The organism is Pseudomonas sp. NPDC087615 (assembly GCF_044743445.1).
Lineage (GTDB): Bacteria > Pseudomonadota > Gammaproteobacteria > Pseudomonadales > Pseudomonadaceae > Aquipseudomonas > Aquipseudomonas baetica_A.
The window spans coordinates 14,900-31,943 of sequence record NZ_JBIUWM010000039.1 but is presented as its reverse complement, the minus strand read 5'-3'; the positions used below and the strand labels follow the sequence as shown (position 1 = coordinate 31,943).

Annotated in this window: 8 protein-coding genes and 2 pseudogenes; 3 read left to right on the top strand and 7 right to left on the bottom strand. The window is 60.0% G+C overall.

What is annotated here, in order from left to right; all coding sequences use genetic code 11:
- Positions 1-4: 4 nt before the first annotated feature.
- The 4 genes and pseudogenes from mscK to ACIOU6_RS19015 all read right to left on the bottom strand — a co-directional run.
- The gene (gene mscK, locus ACIOU6_RS19030) at positions 5-3,358 is read right to left on the bottom strand and encodes a mechanosensitive channel MscK (protein WP_221731271.1); all 3,354 of its coding nucleotides are present in this window, start codon (positions 3,356-3,358) and stop codon (positions 5-7) included.
- Between the two features lie 34 nt (positions 3,359-3,392).
- Positions 3,393-5,135: a potassium/proton antiporter gene (locus ACIOU6_RS19025; RefSeq protein ID WP_221731270.1), complete on the bottom strand. Its 1,743-nt coding sequence runs from the start codon at positions 5,133-5,135 to the stop codon at positions 3,393-3,395.
- 257 nt (positions 5,136-5,392) lie between these two features.
- A pseudogene (locus ACIOU6_RS19020) lies at positions 5,393-5,992 on the bottom strand (methyl-accepting chemotaxis protein); the annotation flags it as partial.
- 303 nt (positions 5,993-6,295) lie between these two features.
- Positions 6,296-6,952: pseudogene (locus ACIOU6_RS19015) on the bottom strand (MCP four helix bundle domain-containing protein); the annotation flags it as partial.
- Between the two features lie 343 nt (positions 6,953-7,295).
- Here ACIOU6_RS19015 and ACIOU6_RS19010 point away from each other — a divergent pair.
- The 3 genes from ACIOU6_RS19010 to ACIOU6_RS19000 all read left to right on the top strand — a co-directional run bounded on the left by ACIOU6_RS19010 (position 7,296) and on the right by ACIOU6_RS19000 (position 9,862).
- Positions 7,296-7,526, top strand: coding sequence for a hypothetical protein (locus ACIOU6_RS19010; protein WP_401138615.1), 231 nt, complete (start codon positions 7,296-7,298; stop codon positions 7,524-7,526).
- Entirely contained in the window at positions 7,523-7,825 is a 303-nt protein-coding gene (locus tag ACIOU6_RS19005) for a cell division protein ZapA (RefSeq protein ID WP_401138614.1), read from the top strand. Before ACIOU6_RS19010 ends, ACIOU6_RS19005 begins: the two co-directional genes overlap by 4 nt.
- Positions 7,826-7,924: 99 nt before the next feature.
- Positions 7,925-9,862: a methyl-accepting chemotaxis protein gene (locus ACIOU6_RS19000; protein WP_221731266.1), complete on the top strand. Its 1,938-nt coding sequence runs from the start codon at positions 7,925-7,927 to the stop codon at positions 9,860-9,862.
- Between the two features lie 69 nt (positions 9,863-9,931).
- Here ACIOU6_RS19000 and ACIOU6_RS18995 read toward each other — a convergent pair whose 3' ends face one another.
- The 3 genes from ACIOU6_RS18995 to putA form a co-directional block, all read right to left on the bottom strand.
- Positions 9,932-10,645: a hypothetical protein gene (locus tag ACIOU6_RS18995; protein WP_401138613.1), complete on the bottom strand. Its 714-nt coding sequence runs from the start codon at positions 10,643-10,645 to the stop codon at positions 9,932-9,934.
- Positions 10,646-10,821: 176 nt separating this feature from the next.
- Positions 10,822-12,624: an acyl-CoA dehydrogenase gene (locus ACIOU6_RS18990; RefSeq protein WP_401138612.1), complete on the bottom strand. Its 1,803-nt coding sequence runs from the start codon at positions 12,622-12,624 to the stop codon at positions 10,822-10,824.
- 247 nt (positions 12,625-12,871) lie between these two features.
- A complete protein-coding gene (gene putA / locus ACIOU6_RS18985) occupies positions 12,872-16,825 on the bottom strand; it encodes a trifunctional transcriptional regulator/proline dehydrogenase/L-glutamate gamma-semialdehyde dehydrogenase (protein WP_221731263.1) in 3,954 nt (1,317 codons plus the stop codon).
- Positions 16,826-17,044: the final 219 nt, after the last annotated feature.

Here is a 17,044-nt window from a genome sequence, read left to right as displayed (position 1 = left end):
CCGGTTAGTCGAGTTTGGCCGGCGGTGGCTCTTGTGTCGGTTTCTGGCCGTCGACCACCGCTACGTCGGTTTTCGTCTTCGGCTCGACGGGGACCAGCTTGTATTCCTCGCCTTGAAGATTCTTCAGGTAAATCTCCATCTGGCGGAACGAGATGTTGATGTGATGCGTCTTGAACTCGCGGTTGATGAAGCGGTTGACCTCGTCGATCACCGGGTTGCGGTCACCGAGATCGCGCACATGCATGCGCAGTTCATGGTCGAGGGTGCTTTCACCGAAATTGAGGAAGTACACGTGCGGCTCGGGTTCTTTGAGCACTCGCGGGTTTTCCCGGGCGGCCTTGAGGAGCAGTTCCTTGACCAGATCCAGGTCCGAACCGTAATCCACACCCAGCTTGAGTGTGACCCGGGTAATGGTGTCGGTCAGCGACCAGTTGATCAGTTGCCCGGTGATGAACGTCTTGTTCGGGACAATGATGTCCTTGCGGTCGAAGTCGGTGATGGTCGTTGCGCGGATGCGGATTTTGCTCACCGTGCCCGACAGGTTGCCGATGGTGATGGTGTCGCCGATCCGCACCGGGCGTTCGAACAGGATCATGATGCCGGAGATGAAGTTGGCGAAGATCTCCTGCATGCCGAAACCGAGGCCGACCGACAGCGCCGCCACCAGCCATTGCAACTTGTCCCAGCTCACGCCGAGTGTCGACAGGGTCGAGACGAAGCCGACACCCGCGATCACATACGACAGCAGCGTCGTCGTCGCGTAGGCACTGCCCTGGGCCAGATTGAGTTTCGACAGCACGAACACTTCAAGCAGGCCCGGCAGGTTGCGTGCCAGCGCGAAAGTGATGCCGATGATGATCAGCGCGCCGAGCATGTCGCCGATGCTGATCGGCACCATGCTCATGTTCGAGCCAGTGCCGCTGGTGTATTCGTAGAGGGTGATGTTGTCTAGGTAGGAGAACACCGAGATCAGATCCGACCAGACCCAGTACAGTGCGGCGATGAAACCGCCCAGCAGCGCCAGACGGATCAGGCGCAGCGACTGTTCGTTGACCTTTTCGATGTCCAGGGTCGGTTCTTCAATCACCGCTTCGCCTTCACCGGCTTCTTTTGCGGCCTGGCGTTTGGCCAAGGCGCGCTGGTAAGCCAGACGCCTTGCTGCAACCGCCAGGCCACGGACGAAGGTGGCTTCGATCACCAGCCAGAACATCAGCAGATAGAGGGTGTTGATCAAGCGATCGCTGAGCTTCAGTGCGGTGTAGTAGTAGCCGAAGCACACGGCGGTGAACAGGGCGATCGGCAGCAGGGTGAACATCACGCCGAGGGCTTTGCGAAACAGCGAGGTGTTTTCGTGGGCCGGGCTGCTGATCAGCAGGCGACTGAGCAGCCATGCCATCAGGGCGTAGCAAATCAACACCACCGGCATGCCAAGTACGTCGTCGGCCAGTGCTGCCGGTTGCAGTTCGGCCACGGCAACCACCGCCACCAGCGCCAGGACCACCAGCCCCAGCCGCCGCACCCAGCCTTGAAGGAATTCGACCTGCGGTTTTTCCCAGCGAAAGTGCAACTCCGCCACGCCGCCCGGCGCAAGAATCCGGTAAGCGGTGTAGAACACCAGCCACGCCTGACCCATTTGTATCAACGCCGCGCCCATGTTGGTGTTCTGTCCGCGTGCATCGATCTGCAAGGCCAGGCCGCACAGGCCCAGACCGAGCGCCACCGGCATCGCCAGCAGGATATTGATCAGAATCGCCTGCGGGGTATGCCACTGGCTGTCGCGTTTGAAGTGGCCGATGTCCTGGTGAACCTTGTTCAGGCGCGCATACAGGTTTTTGCGGCGCAACAGCAGCGCGCCGATCAGCAGCGCCAGCGGCAGGAACAGCAGCGGTCGCTGGGTCAGGCCGTCGGTCAGCTCGCTCAGGCTGGAAGCCCACGGCAGGGTGTCGACCTGACGCTTGAGGCGTTCCGGCACGCCGCGCATCCATTCCAGATCCAGCGGTTTGTTGCTCGGGATCCAGAACATCTGCTCATCGAGGGTCGCGCGCAGGCTTTGCGCAGTGCTCAGCAGTTGCTTCTGATTGAGTTGCAGGGTGATCGATTCGTTGAGCACCGCGCTCAGTTCGCGGTTCAGGCGCTCCAGCAAGTCGGCGCGGGTGTTGGCCAGATCCAGCAGGCTTTTGCGCAACGGCGGGGTGACTTGTTCCGGTGGCTGGGTGGACAGCAGGTTGTCGACGTAGGTGGACGGATTGCTCAGCAGCTCACGCTGTTGGCTGACTTCGAACTGATACAGGCGAATGTCGGCAATCTGGTCCGCCAGATCGCGGTCGACCTTCAAACGCGGCAGGGCCTGTTTTTGCTTGTAGAGAATCTTCGACAGCAACAGGCTGCCCTTGAGTACGTTGATCTGCTCGTCCAGAGCCGAATCGCTTTGGGTCAGGGTGTCGAGTTGTTGCTTGGTTTGCAGATTCTGCTGGGTGACTTCGTTGAGGCGGTCGGTGCTTTTGAGCAAGTAGTCCGAGAGCTTCAGGTTGGCCGTGCTTTCGCTGGCGAGCAGGCTGCTGCCACCGGCCTTCTGCGCTTCGATCGACTGCTGGGTGACGGTTTCCTGCGACTGCGCCAGTCGTTTCTGGTTGATCAGGGTTTGCAGTTCCTGAATCTCGTGGTCGAGGCGGTCGGATTTCTCCGAGAGCAGGTCGTGCTGGGAATTGCCCAGATCCTGCAACTGGCTGTTGCCGGCCAGTTCCTGACGGCGCAGCGGGATCAGCGCGTTCAGCGCTGCCAGTTCAGCGTTCAGTAGGTCGCGTTGCTCGCCGCTGATGGTTTTGCCGCTGTCCTTGCCGGACTTGAGGATGTTGTTGATCTGCTGAATGCGCGTCTGGCTGGCGGAGATTTCTGCCTGAGCGCGCTCGGGACGAGTCTGCGCAGTGATGATCAGGCTGTTGGCGTCGGCCAGGGCTTTTTGCAGATCGCTCTGCTGGGTGGAGCGATCGGTGAGGATCTGTTCCAGTTGCTGAATCGACTCTTTGGGGAAACGCTGCGCCACCGGCACCACACTGCTGGCTTTGAGACGCGTCAGTTCACGGGCGTTTTCGATGGTCTGTTTTGGCGCGGTCGCGAGTTGTTGCTTGAGGTCGATCAGTTTTTGTTCGTAATCACTTTTGTTGTTGAGCTGGTTGAGCGTGTTCTGCAGAACGGTTTGCAGGGTCTTTTTATCGGCATCCGGCAGTTTGCTGTCGGCGAGTTTCTCCAGGCTGGCCTGCACGGCTTCGCTGGACGGCGGTTCGGCGGCGTAAAGCGGGCCGACGGTAAGACTCAGGCCCAGCAGGGCCGCGATAAAAAAGGAGCGCAGGGTAGGCATAGAGACCGGTTAAGCAAGTGATAGTGGAGGCAGTTTAGAGGAAGAGTCCGGGGCCCGGGCGACTTCCTTCGGGGAATCTGACGCCCACTTTGCCAATCTTGTTCCCGTCCATGACCGCGACGGTCCAGTGGGTGTTGTTCCACTCCACCTGGTCGCCCACGATCGGTGCACCGCCGACTTTCTGGGCAATGAAGGCGCCCAAGGTCATGGCGGGATCGATGCCCTCGGCCGGCAAGCCATAAAGGGCGGCAACCGCTTTAAGTTGGGCGTCTCCTTCGAGCACGAAGTCACCGAAGAAACGCAGGTCGAGCCCGCGTTGCGGTGCCTGACTGAAGAGTTTTCCGAGGGCTGGCAAGTTGTGTTCATGGCCGATAACACAGAGCAAATCATCGACCTCCAACACCGTACTACCCGACGGATGGAGCAGTTGCTGACCACGGAAAAGGGCGGCAATACGCGTGCCTTCGGGCATTTTCAGTTCTCGCAGGGGCGAACCGATGCACCATTTCTCCGCACCGAGCTTATAAACGAACAGCTCCCACTCACTGGTGATATGCACTTCCAGCGCGGACCGAGAGATCGGCGCGGGCTCGGGCGGCACCGTGACCTTGAGCCATTTGGCGACCCACGGCAGGCTCGTGCCCTGCACCAGCAGCGAGACCAGCACGATGAAAAACGCGAGGTTGAAGTACAGCTGCGCATGGGGCAGCCCGGCCATCAGCGGGAACACTGCCAGAATGATCGGCACCGCACCGCGCAGACCAACCCAGGAAATGAACGCTTTTTCGCGGCCATGGAACGCCTTGAACGGCAGCAGGCCAACGATCACTGACAGCGGCCGCGCGAACAGAATCATCCACAGCGCCAGGCCCAAAGCGGGCAGGGCAATCGGCAGCAAATCGTGCGGCGTCACCAGCAAGCCCAGCACAAGGAACATGCCGATCTGTGCCAGCCACGCCATGCCGTCGAGCATGTGCAGGATGCCGTGGCGACTGCGCACCGGGCGGTTGCCGATCACCAGGCCACACAGGTAAACCGCGAGAAAACCACTGCCGTGCAGCGCGTTGGTCAGTGCGAACACCGCCAGACCTCCGGCAATCACCAGAATCGGATACAAGCCGGCGGCGAGGTTGATCCGGTTGACCAGTTGCAGCATCAGCCAGCCACCGCCCAGACCGATCACGCCACCGATACCGAATTCGCGGATCAGGTGGGTCAGCAGGCTCCAGTGCAAGCCGGTCTGGCCGCTGGCGAGCATGTCGATCAGGGTGACGGTGAGAAACACCGCCATCGGGTCGTTGCTGCCGGATTCGATTTCCAGGCTGGCCGACACCCGTTCGTTCAGGCCTTTGCCGCCGAGCAGCGAGAACACCGCGGCGGCGTCGGTTGAGCCGACGATGGCGCCGATCAGCAAGCCCTGGATCAGGTTCAGATCGAACAGCCATGCAGCCGCCATGCCGGTCAGCCCGGTGGTGATCAGCACCCCGACCGTGGCCAGCGACAGCGCCGGCCATAACGCCACGCGGAAACTTGAAACCCGTGTGCGCAAGCCGCCGTCGAGCAGGATCACCGCCAGTGCGAGGTTGCCGACCAGATAGGCCGTCGGGTAGTTATCGAAAATGATCCCGGCGCCATCGACCCCAGCAGTCATGCCGACCGCGAGAATAATGACCAGAATCGGGATGCCGAGACGCGAAGACAGTGAGCTGACAAGAATGCTCGCACCTACCAGCAACGCGCCGATCAAGAACAGGCTGTTGATGGTCGTCGCATTCAAAGGCAGTACTCCAGAAGCGTGAAGACGGGCACAAACTGACCATGCAGTCTGCGTGCCAGCGATTCTAACCTGTTGAAATGTGATGCTGTCAAAAAGGTTTTTACACCGAGGATGCCAGATCGTTCCCACGCTCCGCGTGGGAATGCCTCAATGGCCGCTCTGCGTGCGCGTTGGGGCGCGGAGCGTCCCGGGCTGCGTTCCCGCGCAGAGCGTGGGAACGATCAGTGCAGTAACTGCCATGGGCTCCGATCTTGCTGTTAAAGGCTGAACCGCCCAACCATGTTGTTCAGGTCCAGCGCCAATCGCGACAGCTCGTTGCTCGCCGCACTGGTCTGATTCGCCCCGGTGGCCGATTGCACCGACAGATCGCGGATGTTCACCAGGTTGCGATCCACTTCTCGCGCCACTTGTGCCTGTTCTTCGGCGGCGCTGGCGATCACCAGGTTGCGCTCGTTGATCTCGACGATGGCGGTGTTGATGGTGTCCAGCGACATCCCGGCACCACGGGCAATATTCAGCGTCGATTCGGCGCGCTCGGTGCTGTTGCGCATCGAGTCCACGGCGTGTTCGGTACCGCTTTGAATGCTGCCGATCATGCGCTCGATTTCGCTGGTCGACTGCTGAGTACGATGGGCCAGGGCGCGAACTTCATCAGCCACTACCGCAAAACCACGCCCCGCCTCACCGGCACGCGCCGCTTCAATCGCCGCGTTCAGAGCCAGCAGGTTGGTCTGGTCAGCCAGACCACGGATCACGTCCAGCACCTTGCCGATGTCACGGGATTCGTTGGCCAGGTCGCCGATCAACGTCGCGGTGCTCTGCACGTCGGCGCTCATGCGTTCGATGGCGCTGACGGTTTCCTGCACCAGGTCACGACCGTCGCCGGCCGAGGTAGTGGCGTTCTTCGAGGCTTCCGAGGTGCTGACCGCGTTGCGGGCAACTTCTTCAACCGCGCTGGTCATTTCGTTGACCGCAGTGGCGGCCTGTTCGATTTCATTGTTCTGCTGAGTTAGGCCGCGAGCGCTTTCGTCGGTGACACTGTTCAGCTCTTCAGCGGCGGAGGCCAACTGCGTGGCCGAACCGGAGATCCGCTGCAGGGTGTCGCGCAACTTGGACTGCATCTTGGCCATGGCCGCCAGCAGACGCCCGGCTTCATCGGTGCCGTCAACGTGGATCGGCTGGGTCAGGTTGCCTTCGGCGATGGTTTGCGCCGCTTCCAGAACCTTGGCAATGGGCTTGGTGATGCTGGTGGTCAGCAGCCAAGCGAACAGCAGGGTCAGACCGGTAGCGATTACCAGCAGGGCGACAACCAGGTCGAAAGCCGTAGCGTACTGCTCGGCCGCCTGTTCGTTGGTGTCGCGCACCTGTTTGTCGTTGATCTGCATCAACGTGTTAAGGGCGGTGTTCATCGCTTCGGAGTTGTTCAGCAACTCGGTGTTGAGCAAGTTGCGCAGTTCATCCACCTGATTGTTGCGCGACAGGTTTTTCATGCGCTCTTCGATCTGGCGGTATTGCCCCTGCAACTGCACGTATTGATCATAGGTCGCACGCTCCTGAGCGCTACCGATCAACGGCTCGTAAGCTGTTTGGGCCTTGCGGATCTGCGCGTTGCGCGTGTCCAGCAACTCCATGGTTTTCTGCTGAACGTCCGGTTCGCGGTTCACCAGCAAACGGTACGAGAGCACGCGCAGACGCAGCGTCAGTTGCGTGAACTCATCGAGGTTCTTGATGCTTGGCACGCTGTTGGAGGTGATGTCCTCGGCGGCGCCGCGGATTTTGCTCATCTGGTTCAGGGCGAACACGCCCAGGATCAGCATCAGGCCGCCGATCAGGGCAAAACCGGTGAAGGCCCGAGGGGCGATATTCATATTGCGAAGGGACATGTGCGGATACCGAAAAGGGCCGCATCCATGCGGGCTGAAACTGCTGTATGGATGACTTATCGGTCATGCGACTAAAGTCTTGAACCGGTGTGCGTATTTGTCGCACAGCCCCTCTGGCGACGAAGTGCAGGAACCAGATCGGCAGATCACAGTCTTTTAAACTCGCAGGAACGGTCGCCCACCAGGAAAATCAAGGCTTTGCGCCGGTTTAACCCTGGCATCTGTGGTGACTTTTCTTTATCGTACGCGCCCTTTGAAAAACGCTTGGAAGATCAAAATGTTGGAAGCATCCCTCAGCCAATTGGAACAGCTCGTCAGCGACCTGGTGCAACAGAACCAGACCCTTGCGCAAACCAACCAGACCCTGGCTTCGGAACTGGCCCAGGCCAAGGATGAAAACGAGAGCCTGCAACTGAACCTGATGGAGCAGGAAGAGAAGCACGGCGCCACCGCAGCGCGCATCCAGGCACTGGTTGATCGCGTCAACGCAGGTCCCGTCAGCGCATGAACCACCAGACAGCAGGGGTAAAAGTCATCTCCATTCTTGGGGAGGACTATTCGATCAAGGCGCCGGCCGGGGAAGAACAGACCCTGCTGGACGCGGCCATGATGCTCAAGGCCACGCTGGAAGACACCAAACGCAAATACCCGACCCTGATCGGTGATCGTTTGTTGGTGCTGGCGGCGATGAATCTGTGCTCTCAGCAGATTGAAATGAAGAAGCAGCACCAGGAAGAACTCGACCGTTACCAAGAGCAAGTCAGCGCCACGGTCGACACCATCGCCAAGACCATCAATCAGGGCTGATGGCGTTGCGCACAACCAAAGAATAGATTGTCGGTTTAGTTGTATACAATCGGCACGGCTGTTGCATTGTTTCGGCCACTTATTCTTTGGGGGTGCTCCATGCAGTTGTGGCGACGCAGTATTCAATGGCAGCTGATTCTCAGCATGGGCACCGCCCTGCTGGTCAGCATTCTGATCGTGGTTGGCATTTATACCCTGGTGGTCAACCGCCTCGCCCAGAGCTATCTGGTCGAACAAGCGTTGCCGTCGAGCATCGAAGCGACGCGCAACGACATCGAACGTATCCTCGTTCAACCCCTCACCGCCGCTAAAGACATCGCCAGCAATTCCATGGTCCGCGACTGGCTGGCCAATGGCGAAGACAGCAGCAAAACAGCGGCCTTCGCGCAGTATCTGGAAGGCATCCGCGCCGAACACAAGGCATTTACCGCTTTAATCATCGGCACTGACTCCAATCATTACATCACCGAAAAAGGCCTGGATCGCACCCTCAGTCGCGCCAAACCGGCCGATGCCTGGTTCTATTCCTTCCTCGACAGCACTCAGCCGCGCACCCTGAATATTGACAACGATGGCGCCACCGGCGAATTGGCGCTGTTCATCGATTTGAAGGTCGAGCAGGCTGGCAAAGTGGTCGGCGTCGCCGGACTTGGACTGAGCATGAAAGAGCTGTCGGAGCTGATCCACAACTTCAGCTTCGGCGAGCACGGCAAGGTCTATCTCGTGCGTTCCGACGGTTTGATCCAGGTCCATCCCGAGGCGCAGTTCAGTGGCAAACGCACCCTCGCGGAGCAGATCGGAGCGGCGGCGGCGCAATCAGTCCTCGGTCAAAAAAATGCGGTCAGCAGCAGCTTCCAGCGTGATGGCGAGGACTTCCTTGCGTTCAGCCTGCCTTTGCGCGATCTGGGCTGGACGTTGGTGGCCGAAGTGCCGCAGTCGCAGATCTACGCTGAAGCCCGGCGGGCGATGTGGCTCAGTGGCGGCATCGGGCTGGCGGTAGCGCTGGTGTGCCTGGCGCTGGTGGTGTGGTTGGCCCAAGGCTTGGTGCGACCGATTCGTCAGGTAACAGCCGCGCTGGTAGCCATCGGTAGCGGTGGTGGAGATTTGACCCACCGGTTAGATTCCAGTCGCGCTGATGAGCTGGGCGATCTCGCTCGCGGCTTCAACCGCTTCCTCGACAGCCAGCGCGGGATGATTGGCGAAGTGCTGACCACCAGTGAGCGTTTGCGCACCGCCGTCGGCCAAGTGGCCAAGGTTGTGGATAACACCGCCGAGCGCTCTGGTCGTCAGCAGGAGATGACCGACATGGTCGCCACTGCCGTCCATGAAATGGGCCTGACCGTACAGGAAATCGCGCAAAACGCTGGCAACGCAGCGCTCGCCTCGCAAACGGCGCGCGATGAAGCCATGCAAGCGCGAGAAGTGGTCGGCGGCTCCATCCGGCATATAGAAAGCATGTCTGACGAAATCGGCGTGGCAGCGGGCGCGGTGGGAGAACTGGCGCATCAAGTGGCGTCGATCGACTCGGTGCTGGCGGTGATTCGCGGGGTCTCCGAACAGACCAACCTGCTGGCGCTCAACGCCGCCATTGAAGCGGCGCGCGCCGGGGACATGGGGCGTGGTTTTGCGGTGGTGGCGGACGAAGTGCGTACCTTGGCACGCCGCACGCAGGCATCCACCGACGAGATCCAGCAGATGATCGGCAACCTCAAGCAAGGCGCGGAAAACGCCGTGTCCTCGATGCGCACCGGTCAGGCAGCGACCGGCACCGGGGTGGAGTCGAGCCAGCGTACCGGGGCCTCGCTGACCGCGATTACCGGGCAGGTCGAGCGCATCAGCGACATGAACCATCAGGTGGCGACAGCGACGGAAGAGCAATCGGCGGTGACCGAAGAGATCAACCGAAACGTACAGGGCATTTCCGATCTGGCCCGGGCCACGGCGGGCGAGGTTCGGGCGTGTCGTGAGGATTGTCAGATGCTGCAGAAGCTGGCAGATGATCTGGCGCGACAGATGGGTGGGTTCAAGTTGAGTTGAGTTCAGCCTTTTTTCAAAAGAACCGGCGCGCCTGATGTGGCGCGTCGGCGTGACCTTGGATCAGTTGTTTCACGCCAGAAGAATTTCCCGTCCGTAAAAGTCGATGCCACCAATAGTCTCCAGGTAGAAAACGCGTTTCTCTTTGACTGTCCGCATGTCTTGATTGACGACATAGCTATCACCCACCGCCAGGGTCCGGAACATGTCGTCCTTGCTGAAATCCGTCACGCTGACATAGCTGTTGTTCGGAGCGATGACGGTGACTTGATAACGCTCGCCTCTGAGGGTGTAACGTTTCCCGGTGATTCGCACTGCCTGGGGATCTTTCACAACATCATTGATTCTGGCGGAAAGTAGAAACTGGTCTTCAGTGAGATTCACATAAGGATCGATTTCGGTGACGGCTGTTTCATCGTTCAACCCCGCGCCGCCATAGACCACCGACCGCCATTGGTTGGCGCTGAGCCGGGTGTAGTCTTTGTAAGAAACCCGGTTGGTGGTTTCGTACCGGTCTTCAGCACAAATGATCTCAAACATTCCTGCCGCCGTCGTTTCAACGCTCGGCGCGTCATTGTCGGGCGAGGTAGTGAGGCTGATCTGCGACTTTTCATCCGAGAGGCGGTGATGGTTTTTGCTGGTGACAATGGACTCGCTAGAGTCCTTGTTCGTCCATACCGTACCGCTGCGGGCAGGCGCTTGGGAGATAGCGGCAAGGACGCAATAGTCCAGTGTCACAAGACCTGAGAGTTTGACGGATTGGTCTTCGAGAACATGTTCGCTCATGGTGTTTACTCGGAGGAGGTAAGGGAAGCGGACGTTGGTGTCCGTACCTGCCGGGCAACTGCAAACTACATGTCAGGCGAAAACAGCCTATCTCCAGTTCCCGATCTCCACACCTGTAAAACCTGACAGGTGTGAAGACCGTTGAAGTGTGTTCGGGACATCGCATGGGCGATGATTCAGAACCAGGCATCCTGCATGCCCAGACACGTTTCATCCCGCGCCTCGAGCAACGCCAGCTCATGGTGGCAACCCGGCACTTCCCACGTCAGAAAATAACGCGCCGCCTGTAACTTGCCCTTATAGAAATCAGCATCCGCCGCATTACCTTTGGCCAGGCCTTCCTCCGCGCGAATCGCCTGCTCCAGCCAGCGCCAGCCAATCACCGTATGCCCGAACACTTTCAGATACAGCGCCGAATTCGCCAGGCTGCTATTGACCTTGCCTTGCGCCAGATCGGTCAGCAAACCAATGGTCACCACTTGCAGGCGCGCGACCAGTTTCTCCAGCGGCTCACGCAATGCGGTTAGCGATTCGTACGCGGTGGCACGTTCGGCGGTGTCGGCGATCAACCGGATCAATTGCTTGAGCCCCGCGCCACCGTTCTGCGCCAGTTTGCGCCCGAGCAAGTCAAGCGACTGAATGCCGTGGGTGCCTTCGTGGATCGGGTTCAAGCGGTTGTCACGGTAATACTGCTCCACTGGATATTCGCGGGTGTAACCGTGACCGCCGAGGATCTGGATCGCCAGTTCATTGGCCTTCAGGCAGAACTCCGACGGCCAGGATTTGACGATCGGCGTCAGCAAATCCAGTAGCTCATGCGCCTGTTTGCGCTCGATTTCGGTTTCCAGTGTTGTGGTGTCATCGAACAACCGCGCGGCGTAGAGGCCGAGGTCAAAAGCCCCTTCAACGTAGGATTTTTGCGTCAACAGCATGCGTCTGACATCGGCGTGCTGAATGATCGCCACCGGCGCCGTGGTCGGGTCTTTGCTGTCCGGGACGCGACCTTGCGGGCGTTCGCGGGCGTACTCCAGCGAGTAGAGATAGCCGGCGTAACCGAGCATTACCGCGCCCATGCCGACGCCGATCCGCGCTTCGTTCATCATCTGGAACATGTAGCTCAAACCTTGATGCGGCTTGCCCACCAGATAGCCGACACACTCACCGTTATCGCCGAAGTTCAGCGCGGTGGACGTCGTGCCGCGCCAGCCCATCTTGTGAAACAGCCCGGCCAACAGTACGTCGTTGCGTTTACCCAGGCTGCCGTCATCGTTGACCAGAAACTTGGGCACGATAAACAGCGAGATGCCTTTAACGCCAGCGGGGGCGTCCGGCAGTTTGGCCAGCACCATGTGCACGATGTTTTCCGACAGCGGGTGATCCCCCCCGGAAATGAAGATCTTGTTGCCCTTGAGGCGGTAAGTGCCGTCGGACGAAGGTTCGGCGCGGGTACGAATATCCGACAGCGATGAGCCCGCATGCGGCTCGGTGAGGGCCATGGTGCCGAAGAAACGGCCGTCGATCATCGGTTGCAGGAAGCGCTGCTTCTGTTCTTCGGTGCCAAAGCTCTCGATCAGATTCGCCGCGCCCATGGTCAGGAACGGGTACGAAGTCGAAGCCGCGTTGGCCGACTGGAAGTGCGCAAAGCACGCTTGGGAAAGCAGAGTAGGCAGTTGCATGCCACCAGCGTCGAAACTGCGCGCAGCGTTGAGGAAGCCAGCCTCAAGGAAGGCATCCACCGCCGGTTTCACCTCGGGAATCAGAATCGCCTGGCCGTCCTCGTAGCGCGGCTCGTTCTCGTCGCCCTTACGGTTGTGCGGCGCGAAGTATTTCTCGGCGATGTTGCGCGCCGTACCGATGGCGGCGTCGAAGGTTTCGCGATTGTGTTCGGCAAAGCGCTCGCGCCGGGTCAGGCCCTCGGCATCAAGGACTTCATACAGCTCGAAAGCCAGATTGCGGGAACTGAGCAGCGTCTCGGACATGGCGGCCTACCTGAAATTTTGGGTTGGGCCGAGTCTAGGCTGGGGAATAAAGGCTGAACAGGATGATTGATGGCGGTGATGCAGGAATGAGGGCAACACTAATCAAATGTGGGCGCGGGCTTGCTCGCGAATGCGGTGGGTCAGGCAACATTGATGTCGACTGATTCTCCGCATTCGCGAGCAAGCCCGCTCCCACAGGGGAATGACATTCCAGGCAAGCATTGCGGTTGCCTGGAATTACAGCGTGTTAACCGATAGTCATCAGGCTGGCGTTACCACCCGCCGCTGCCGTGTTGACGCTCAACGCCCGCTCAATCACCAGACGCTCCAGCGCAATGTTGGTCTCGCCCTCGGACAGGCCCTGAACGCCAACAATTGCGCCGGCGCGCTTGGCGATTTGCTGGCAAACGCTGCGCAACTGGTCGGAATGGCCATGATGCAGAACCGCATCAAACACCACCTCGTCTTTGTTCCAGTCAGCAACCCGGTTGATTCGTGCCTGAATCTCCTTCGGCAGACGAGCGAACAACGCCTTACTGATGTCGGATTCCGGCCACACCGCTGAACCGCCTACAGCCAATACCGCCGCCAATTGCGTCAGCAGATCACCTTCGACGTCCGCCAGGCACAGCACGTGCTCGCGCGGCAGGATCGCGTAGCTGTTCTTCTCGCCGGTCGGGCCCGCGAGAACGCGGGTGATGCCGCTCTGCGATTGTGCGGCGTACTGCGCGCACAGCGTGCTCAGTTGCGCGTACTTGTTGCTTTCAGCCCAGGCTTTCAGGGCTGTCAGCGGCTTACTCATGGCGTCGCGCAAACGAACGTCCGGGGCGACGACAGCATCACCGCGAGCGAAGGATTGTTCGATGGCGTCGGTAGGACGCGTCGACAGCAAGCGGTACAGATACAGCGGGCCACCAGCCTTCGGACCCGTACCCGACAAGCCTTCGCCGCCGAACGGCTGCACGCCGACCACGGCACCGACAATGTTGCGGTTGACGTAGACGTTACCGGCGTTGACGTTGTCGATCACCTTGGCGATGGTCTCGTCGATGCGGGTGTGCACGCCGAGGGTCAGGCCGTAACCGGATGCATTGATCTGGCCGATCAACTGGTCGATCTCTTTACGCTTGTAGCGAACCACGTGCAGCACCGGACCGAAGATCTCGCGTTGCAGTTCGTCGAAGCTTTCCAATTCGATCAAGGTCGGCATGACGAAGGTGCCGCGTTTGACTTCTTCGGTGTCGGCGATCGCCACCTGGTAAACGTTACGACCTTTATCGCGCATGCCCTGGATGTGCTTGTCGATGCCAGCCTTGGCTTCGGCGTCGATCACCGGGCCGATGTCCACGGACAGGCGCTCAGGGTTGCCGAGTCGAGCCTCGGCCATCGCGCCTTTGAGCATTTCGATGACACGATCGGCGGAATCTTCCTGCAAGCACAGCACACGCAGGGCCGAGCAACGCTGACCGGCGCTATCGAAGGCCGAGGACACCACATCAATGACGACTTGTTCGGTGAGTGCCGAGGAGTCGACGATCATCGCGTTCTGGCCGCCGGTTTCAGCGATCAGCGGAATCGGGCGGCCCTGGCTGTCGAGACGGCCAGCGATGTTGCGTTGCAGCAGACGCGCCACTTCGGTGGAGCCAGTGAACATCACGCCTTTGACGCGCTCGTCACCGACCAGACCGGCACCGACGGTTTCACCACGACCCGGCAGCAGTTGCAGCACGCCTTCCGGAATACCGGCTTCGAGCAGCAAACGCACGGCTTGCGCGGCGACCAGCGGGGTTTGCTCTGCAGGTTTGGCCAAGACCGGGTTACCCGCAGCCAGTGCCGCAGCGACCTGACCGCTGAAGATCGCCAGCGGGAAGTTCCAAGGGCTGATGCACACCACCGGGCCCAGTGGGCGGTGGGCGTCGTTGCTGAAATCGTTGCGCGCCTGCACCGCGTAATAACGCAGGAAGTCGACTGCTTCACGGACTTCGGCAATGGCGTTGGCGAAGGTCTTGCCGGCTTCACGCGCCAGCAGGCCCATCAGCGGCTGGATCTCGCCTTCCATCAGGTCAGCGGCACGCTCCAGAATCGCTGCGCGTTCGGCGGGCGGGGTAGCCTGCCAGATCGGCGCAGCATTGAGGGCGCATTGAATCGCGTTGTCGACGTCTTCGACGGTGGCTTCTTGCACATGACCGACCACATCGCGGTGATCCGACGGGTTCAGCACCGCTGCCGGCGTTTCGTTGCTGGAAGCGCAGCCGAGCATCGGCGCTGCTTTCCAGTCGTTGTGCGCGGTCGCGAGCAGGGCGCAGGACAGCGACGCCAGACGATGTTCGTTGGCCATGTCGATGCCGCTGGAGTTGGCGCGCTCGGCGCCATACAAGTCACGCGGCAGTGGGATGCGTGGGTGCGGCAGGCCGAAGCCACCTTCCACGGTTGCCATTTGCTCGATCTGAGCAACCGGATCGGCCACCAGTTCCTGAATTGAAATCGACTGGTCGGCAATGCGGTTGACGAACGAAGTGTTCGCGCCGTTTTCCAGCAGACGACGGACCAGATACGCCAGCAGGGTTTCGTGGGTACCGACCGGCGCGTACACGCGGCACGGACGGTTCAGCTTGCCTTCGGAAACTTTGCCTACAACCTGCTCGTAGAGCGGTTCGCCCATGCCGTGCAGGCACTGGAATTCGTACTGGCCCGGGTAATAGTTCTGACCGGCAATGTGGTAAATCGCCGACAGGGTGTGGGCGTTGTGCGTGGCGAACTGCGGGTAGATGACTTCCGGCACCGACAGCAGTTTGCGTGCGCAGGCAATGTAGGAAACGTCGGTGTACACCTTGCGGGTGTAGACCGGATAGCCCTCCAGGCCTTCGACCTGAGCGCGCTTGATTTCGCTGTCCCAGTACGCGCCTTTCACCAGACGGATCATCAGGCGATGACGGCTGCGGCGCGCCAGATCGATCACGTAATCAATCACATACGGGCAACGCTTCTGATAAGCCTGGATCACGAAACCAATGCCGTTCCAGCCCGTCAGTTGCGGCTCGAAGCACAGGCGCTCAAGCAGATCCAGCGATAGTTCCAGACGGTCGGCTTCTTCGGCGTCGATGTTCAGGCCGATGTCGTATTGCTTGGCCAGCAGGGTCAGCGACAGCAGGCGTGGGTACAGCTCTTCCATCACGCGCTCGTACTGCGCACGGCTGTAACGCGGGTGCAGTGCCGACAGCTTGATGGAAATGCCCGGGCCTTCATAAATCCCACGACCGTGGGAGGCTTTGCCGATCGAGTGAATGGCTTGTTCGTACGACGCGAGGTACTTCTGCGCGTCGTGTTCGGTGAGTGCGGCTTCACCGAGCATGTCGTAGGAATAACGGAAGCCCTTGGCTTCGAACTTGCTCGCATTGGCCAACGCTTCGGCGATGGTTTCGCCGGTCACGAACTGCTCGCCCATCAGGCGCATGGCCATGTCGACGCCCTTGCGGATCATCGGCTCGCCGCTCTTGCCGATGATGCGGCTCAGCGACGACGTCAGGCCGGCTTCGTTGTGCGTGGACACAAGCTTGCCGGTCAGCAGCAGGCCCCAAGTGGCCGCGTTGACGAACAGCGAAGGGCTGTTGCCCAGGTGCGGATGCCAGTTGCCGGTGCTGATCTTGTCGCGGATCAACGCGTCGCGAGTGCCTTTGTCCGGGATGCGCAGCAGCGCTTCGGCCAGGCACATCAGCGCCACACCTTCCTGGGACGACAGGGAGAATTCCTGCAGCAGGCCCTGAACAATGCCTGCACGACCGCCGGCACTCTTCTGGTTACGCAGTTTTTCCGCGATGGTCGCGGCGAGCTTATTGGTGGCTTCGGCCATCGTTGCCGGCAGTCGCGCCTGCTCGATCAGCATCGGCACCACTTCCGGCTCAGGGCGACGGTAAGCGGCGGTGATCGAAGCACGCAGTACCGATTGCGGCAGGATGCTTTCAGCGAATTCGAGGAAGCACTGGTGGGCGTGATCGGTGTGGACTTCGCCCGCGTCATCGGCGTCCTTGGCGGTCAGGCCGTTCAGCTCGGTCAGGGTTGCACCACCCTCGAGTTTTTCCAGGTAATTGAAAATTGCCTGCTTGATCAGCCAGTGCGGCGTGCGATCAATCGAGGTTGCGGCCGCCTTCAGGCGCTCGCGGGTTGGGTCATCGAGTTTGACCCCAAGGGTGGTGGTAGCCATATTTTTATCCTCATGGTTGCCACAGTTGCGTGGCATCAGCTGGCGGCAAGATTAGCCGCGCGTTGAAAGAGGTGCAACCGGGTGCAACCCTTTTTTTGTCGGAAAAACAGGCAGTTCGTCAGGAATTAATTTCTGGCACGAAAGTGCTGCCCCTGCTTGGTGCTTTTGCTTCTAGCCAAGAGCCATGACTGCCACAAAAGGGAGCAAAAACGGGGCGAT

Excerpts from the sequence above, each read along its gene's own strand:
- ACIOU6_RS19005 (WP_401138614.1), top strand. The coding sequence starts at position 7,523 with ATGAACCACCAGACAGCAGGGGTAAAAGTCATCTCCATTCTTGGGGAG.
- ACIOU6_RS18995 (WP_401138613.1), bottom strand. The coding sequence starts at position 10,645 with ATGAGCGAACATGTTCTCGAAGACCAATCCGTCAAACTCTCAGGTCTT.
- ACIOU6_RS18990 (WP_401138612.1), bottom strand. The coding sequence starts at position 12,624 with ATGTCCGAGACGCTGCTCAGTTCCCGCAATCTGGCTTTCGAGCTGTAT.
- ACIOU6_RS19010 (WP_401138615.1), top strand. The coding sequence starts at position 7,296 with ATGTTGGAAGCATCCCTCAGCCAATTGGAACAGCTCGTCAGCGACCTG.
- putA (WP_221731263.1), bottom strand. The coding sequence starts at position 16,825 with ATGGCTACCACCACCCTTGGGGTCAAACTCGATGACCCAACCCGCGAG.
- ACIOU6_RS19000 (WP_221731266.1), top strand. The coding sequence starts at position 7,925 with ATGCAGTTGTGGCGACGCAGTATTCAATGGCAGCTGATTCTCAGCATG.
- mscK (WP_221731271.1), bottom strand. The coding sequence starts at position 3,358 with ATGCCTACCCTGCGCTCCTTTTTTATCGCGGCCCTGCTGGGCCTGAGT.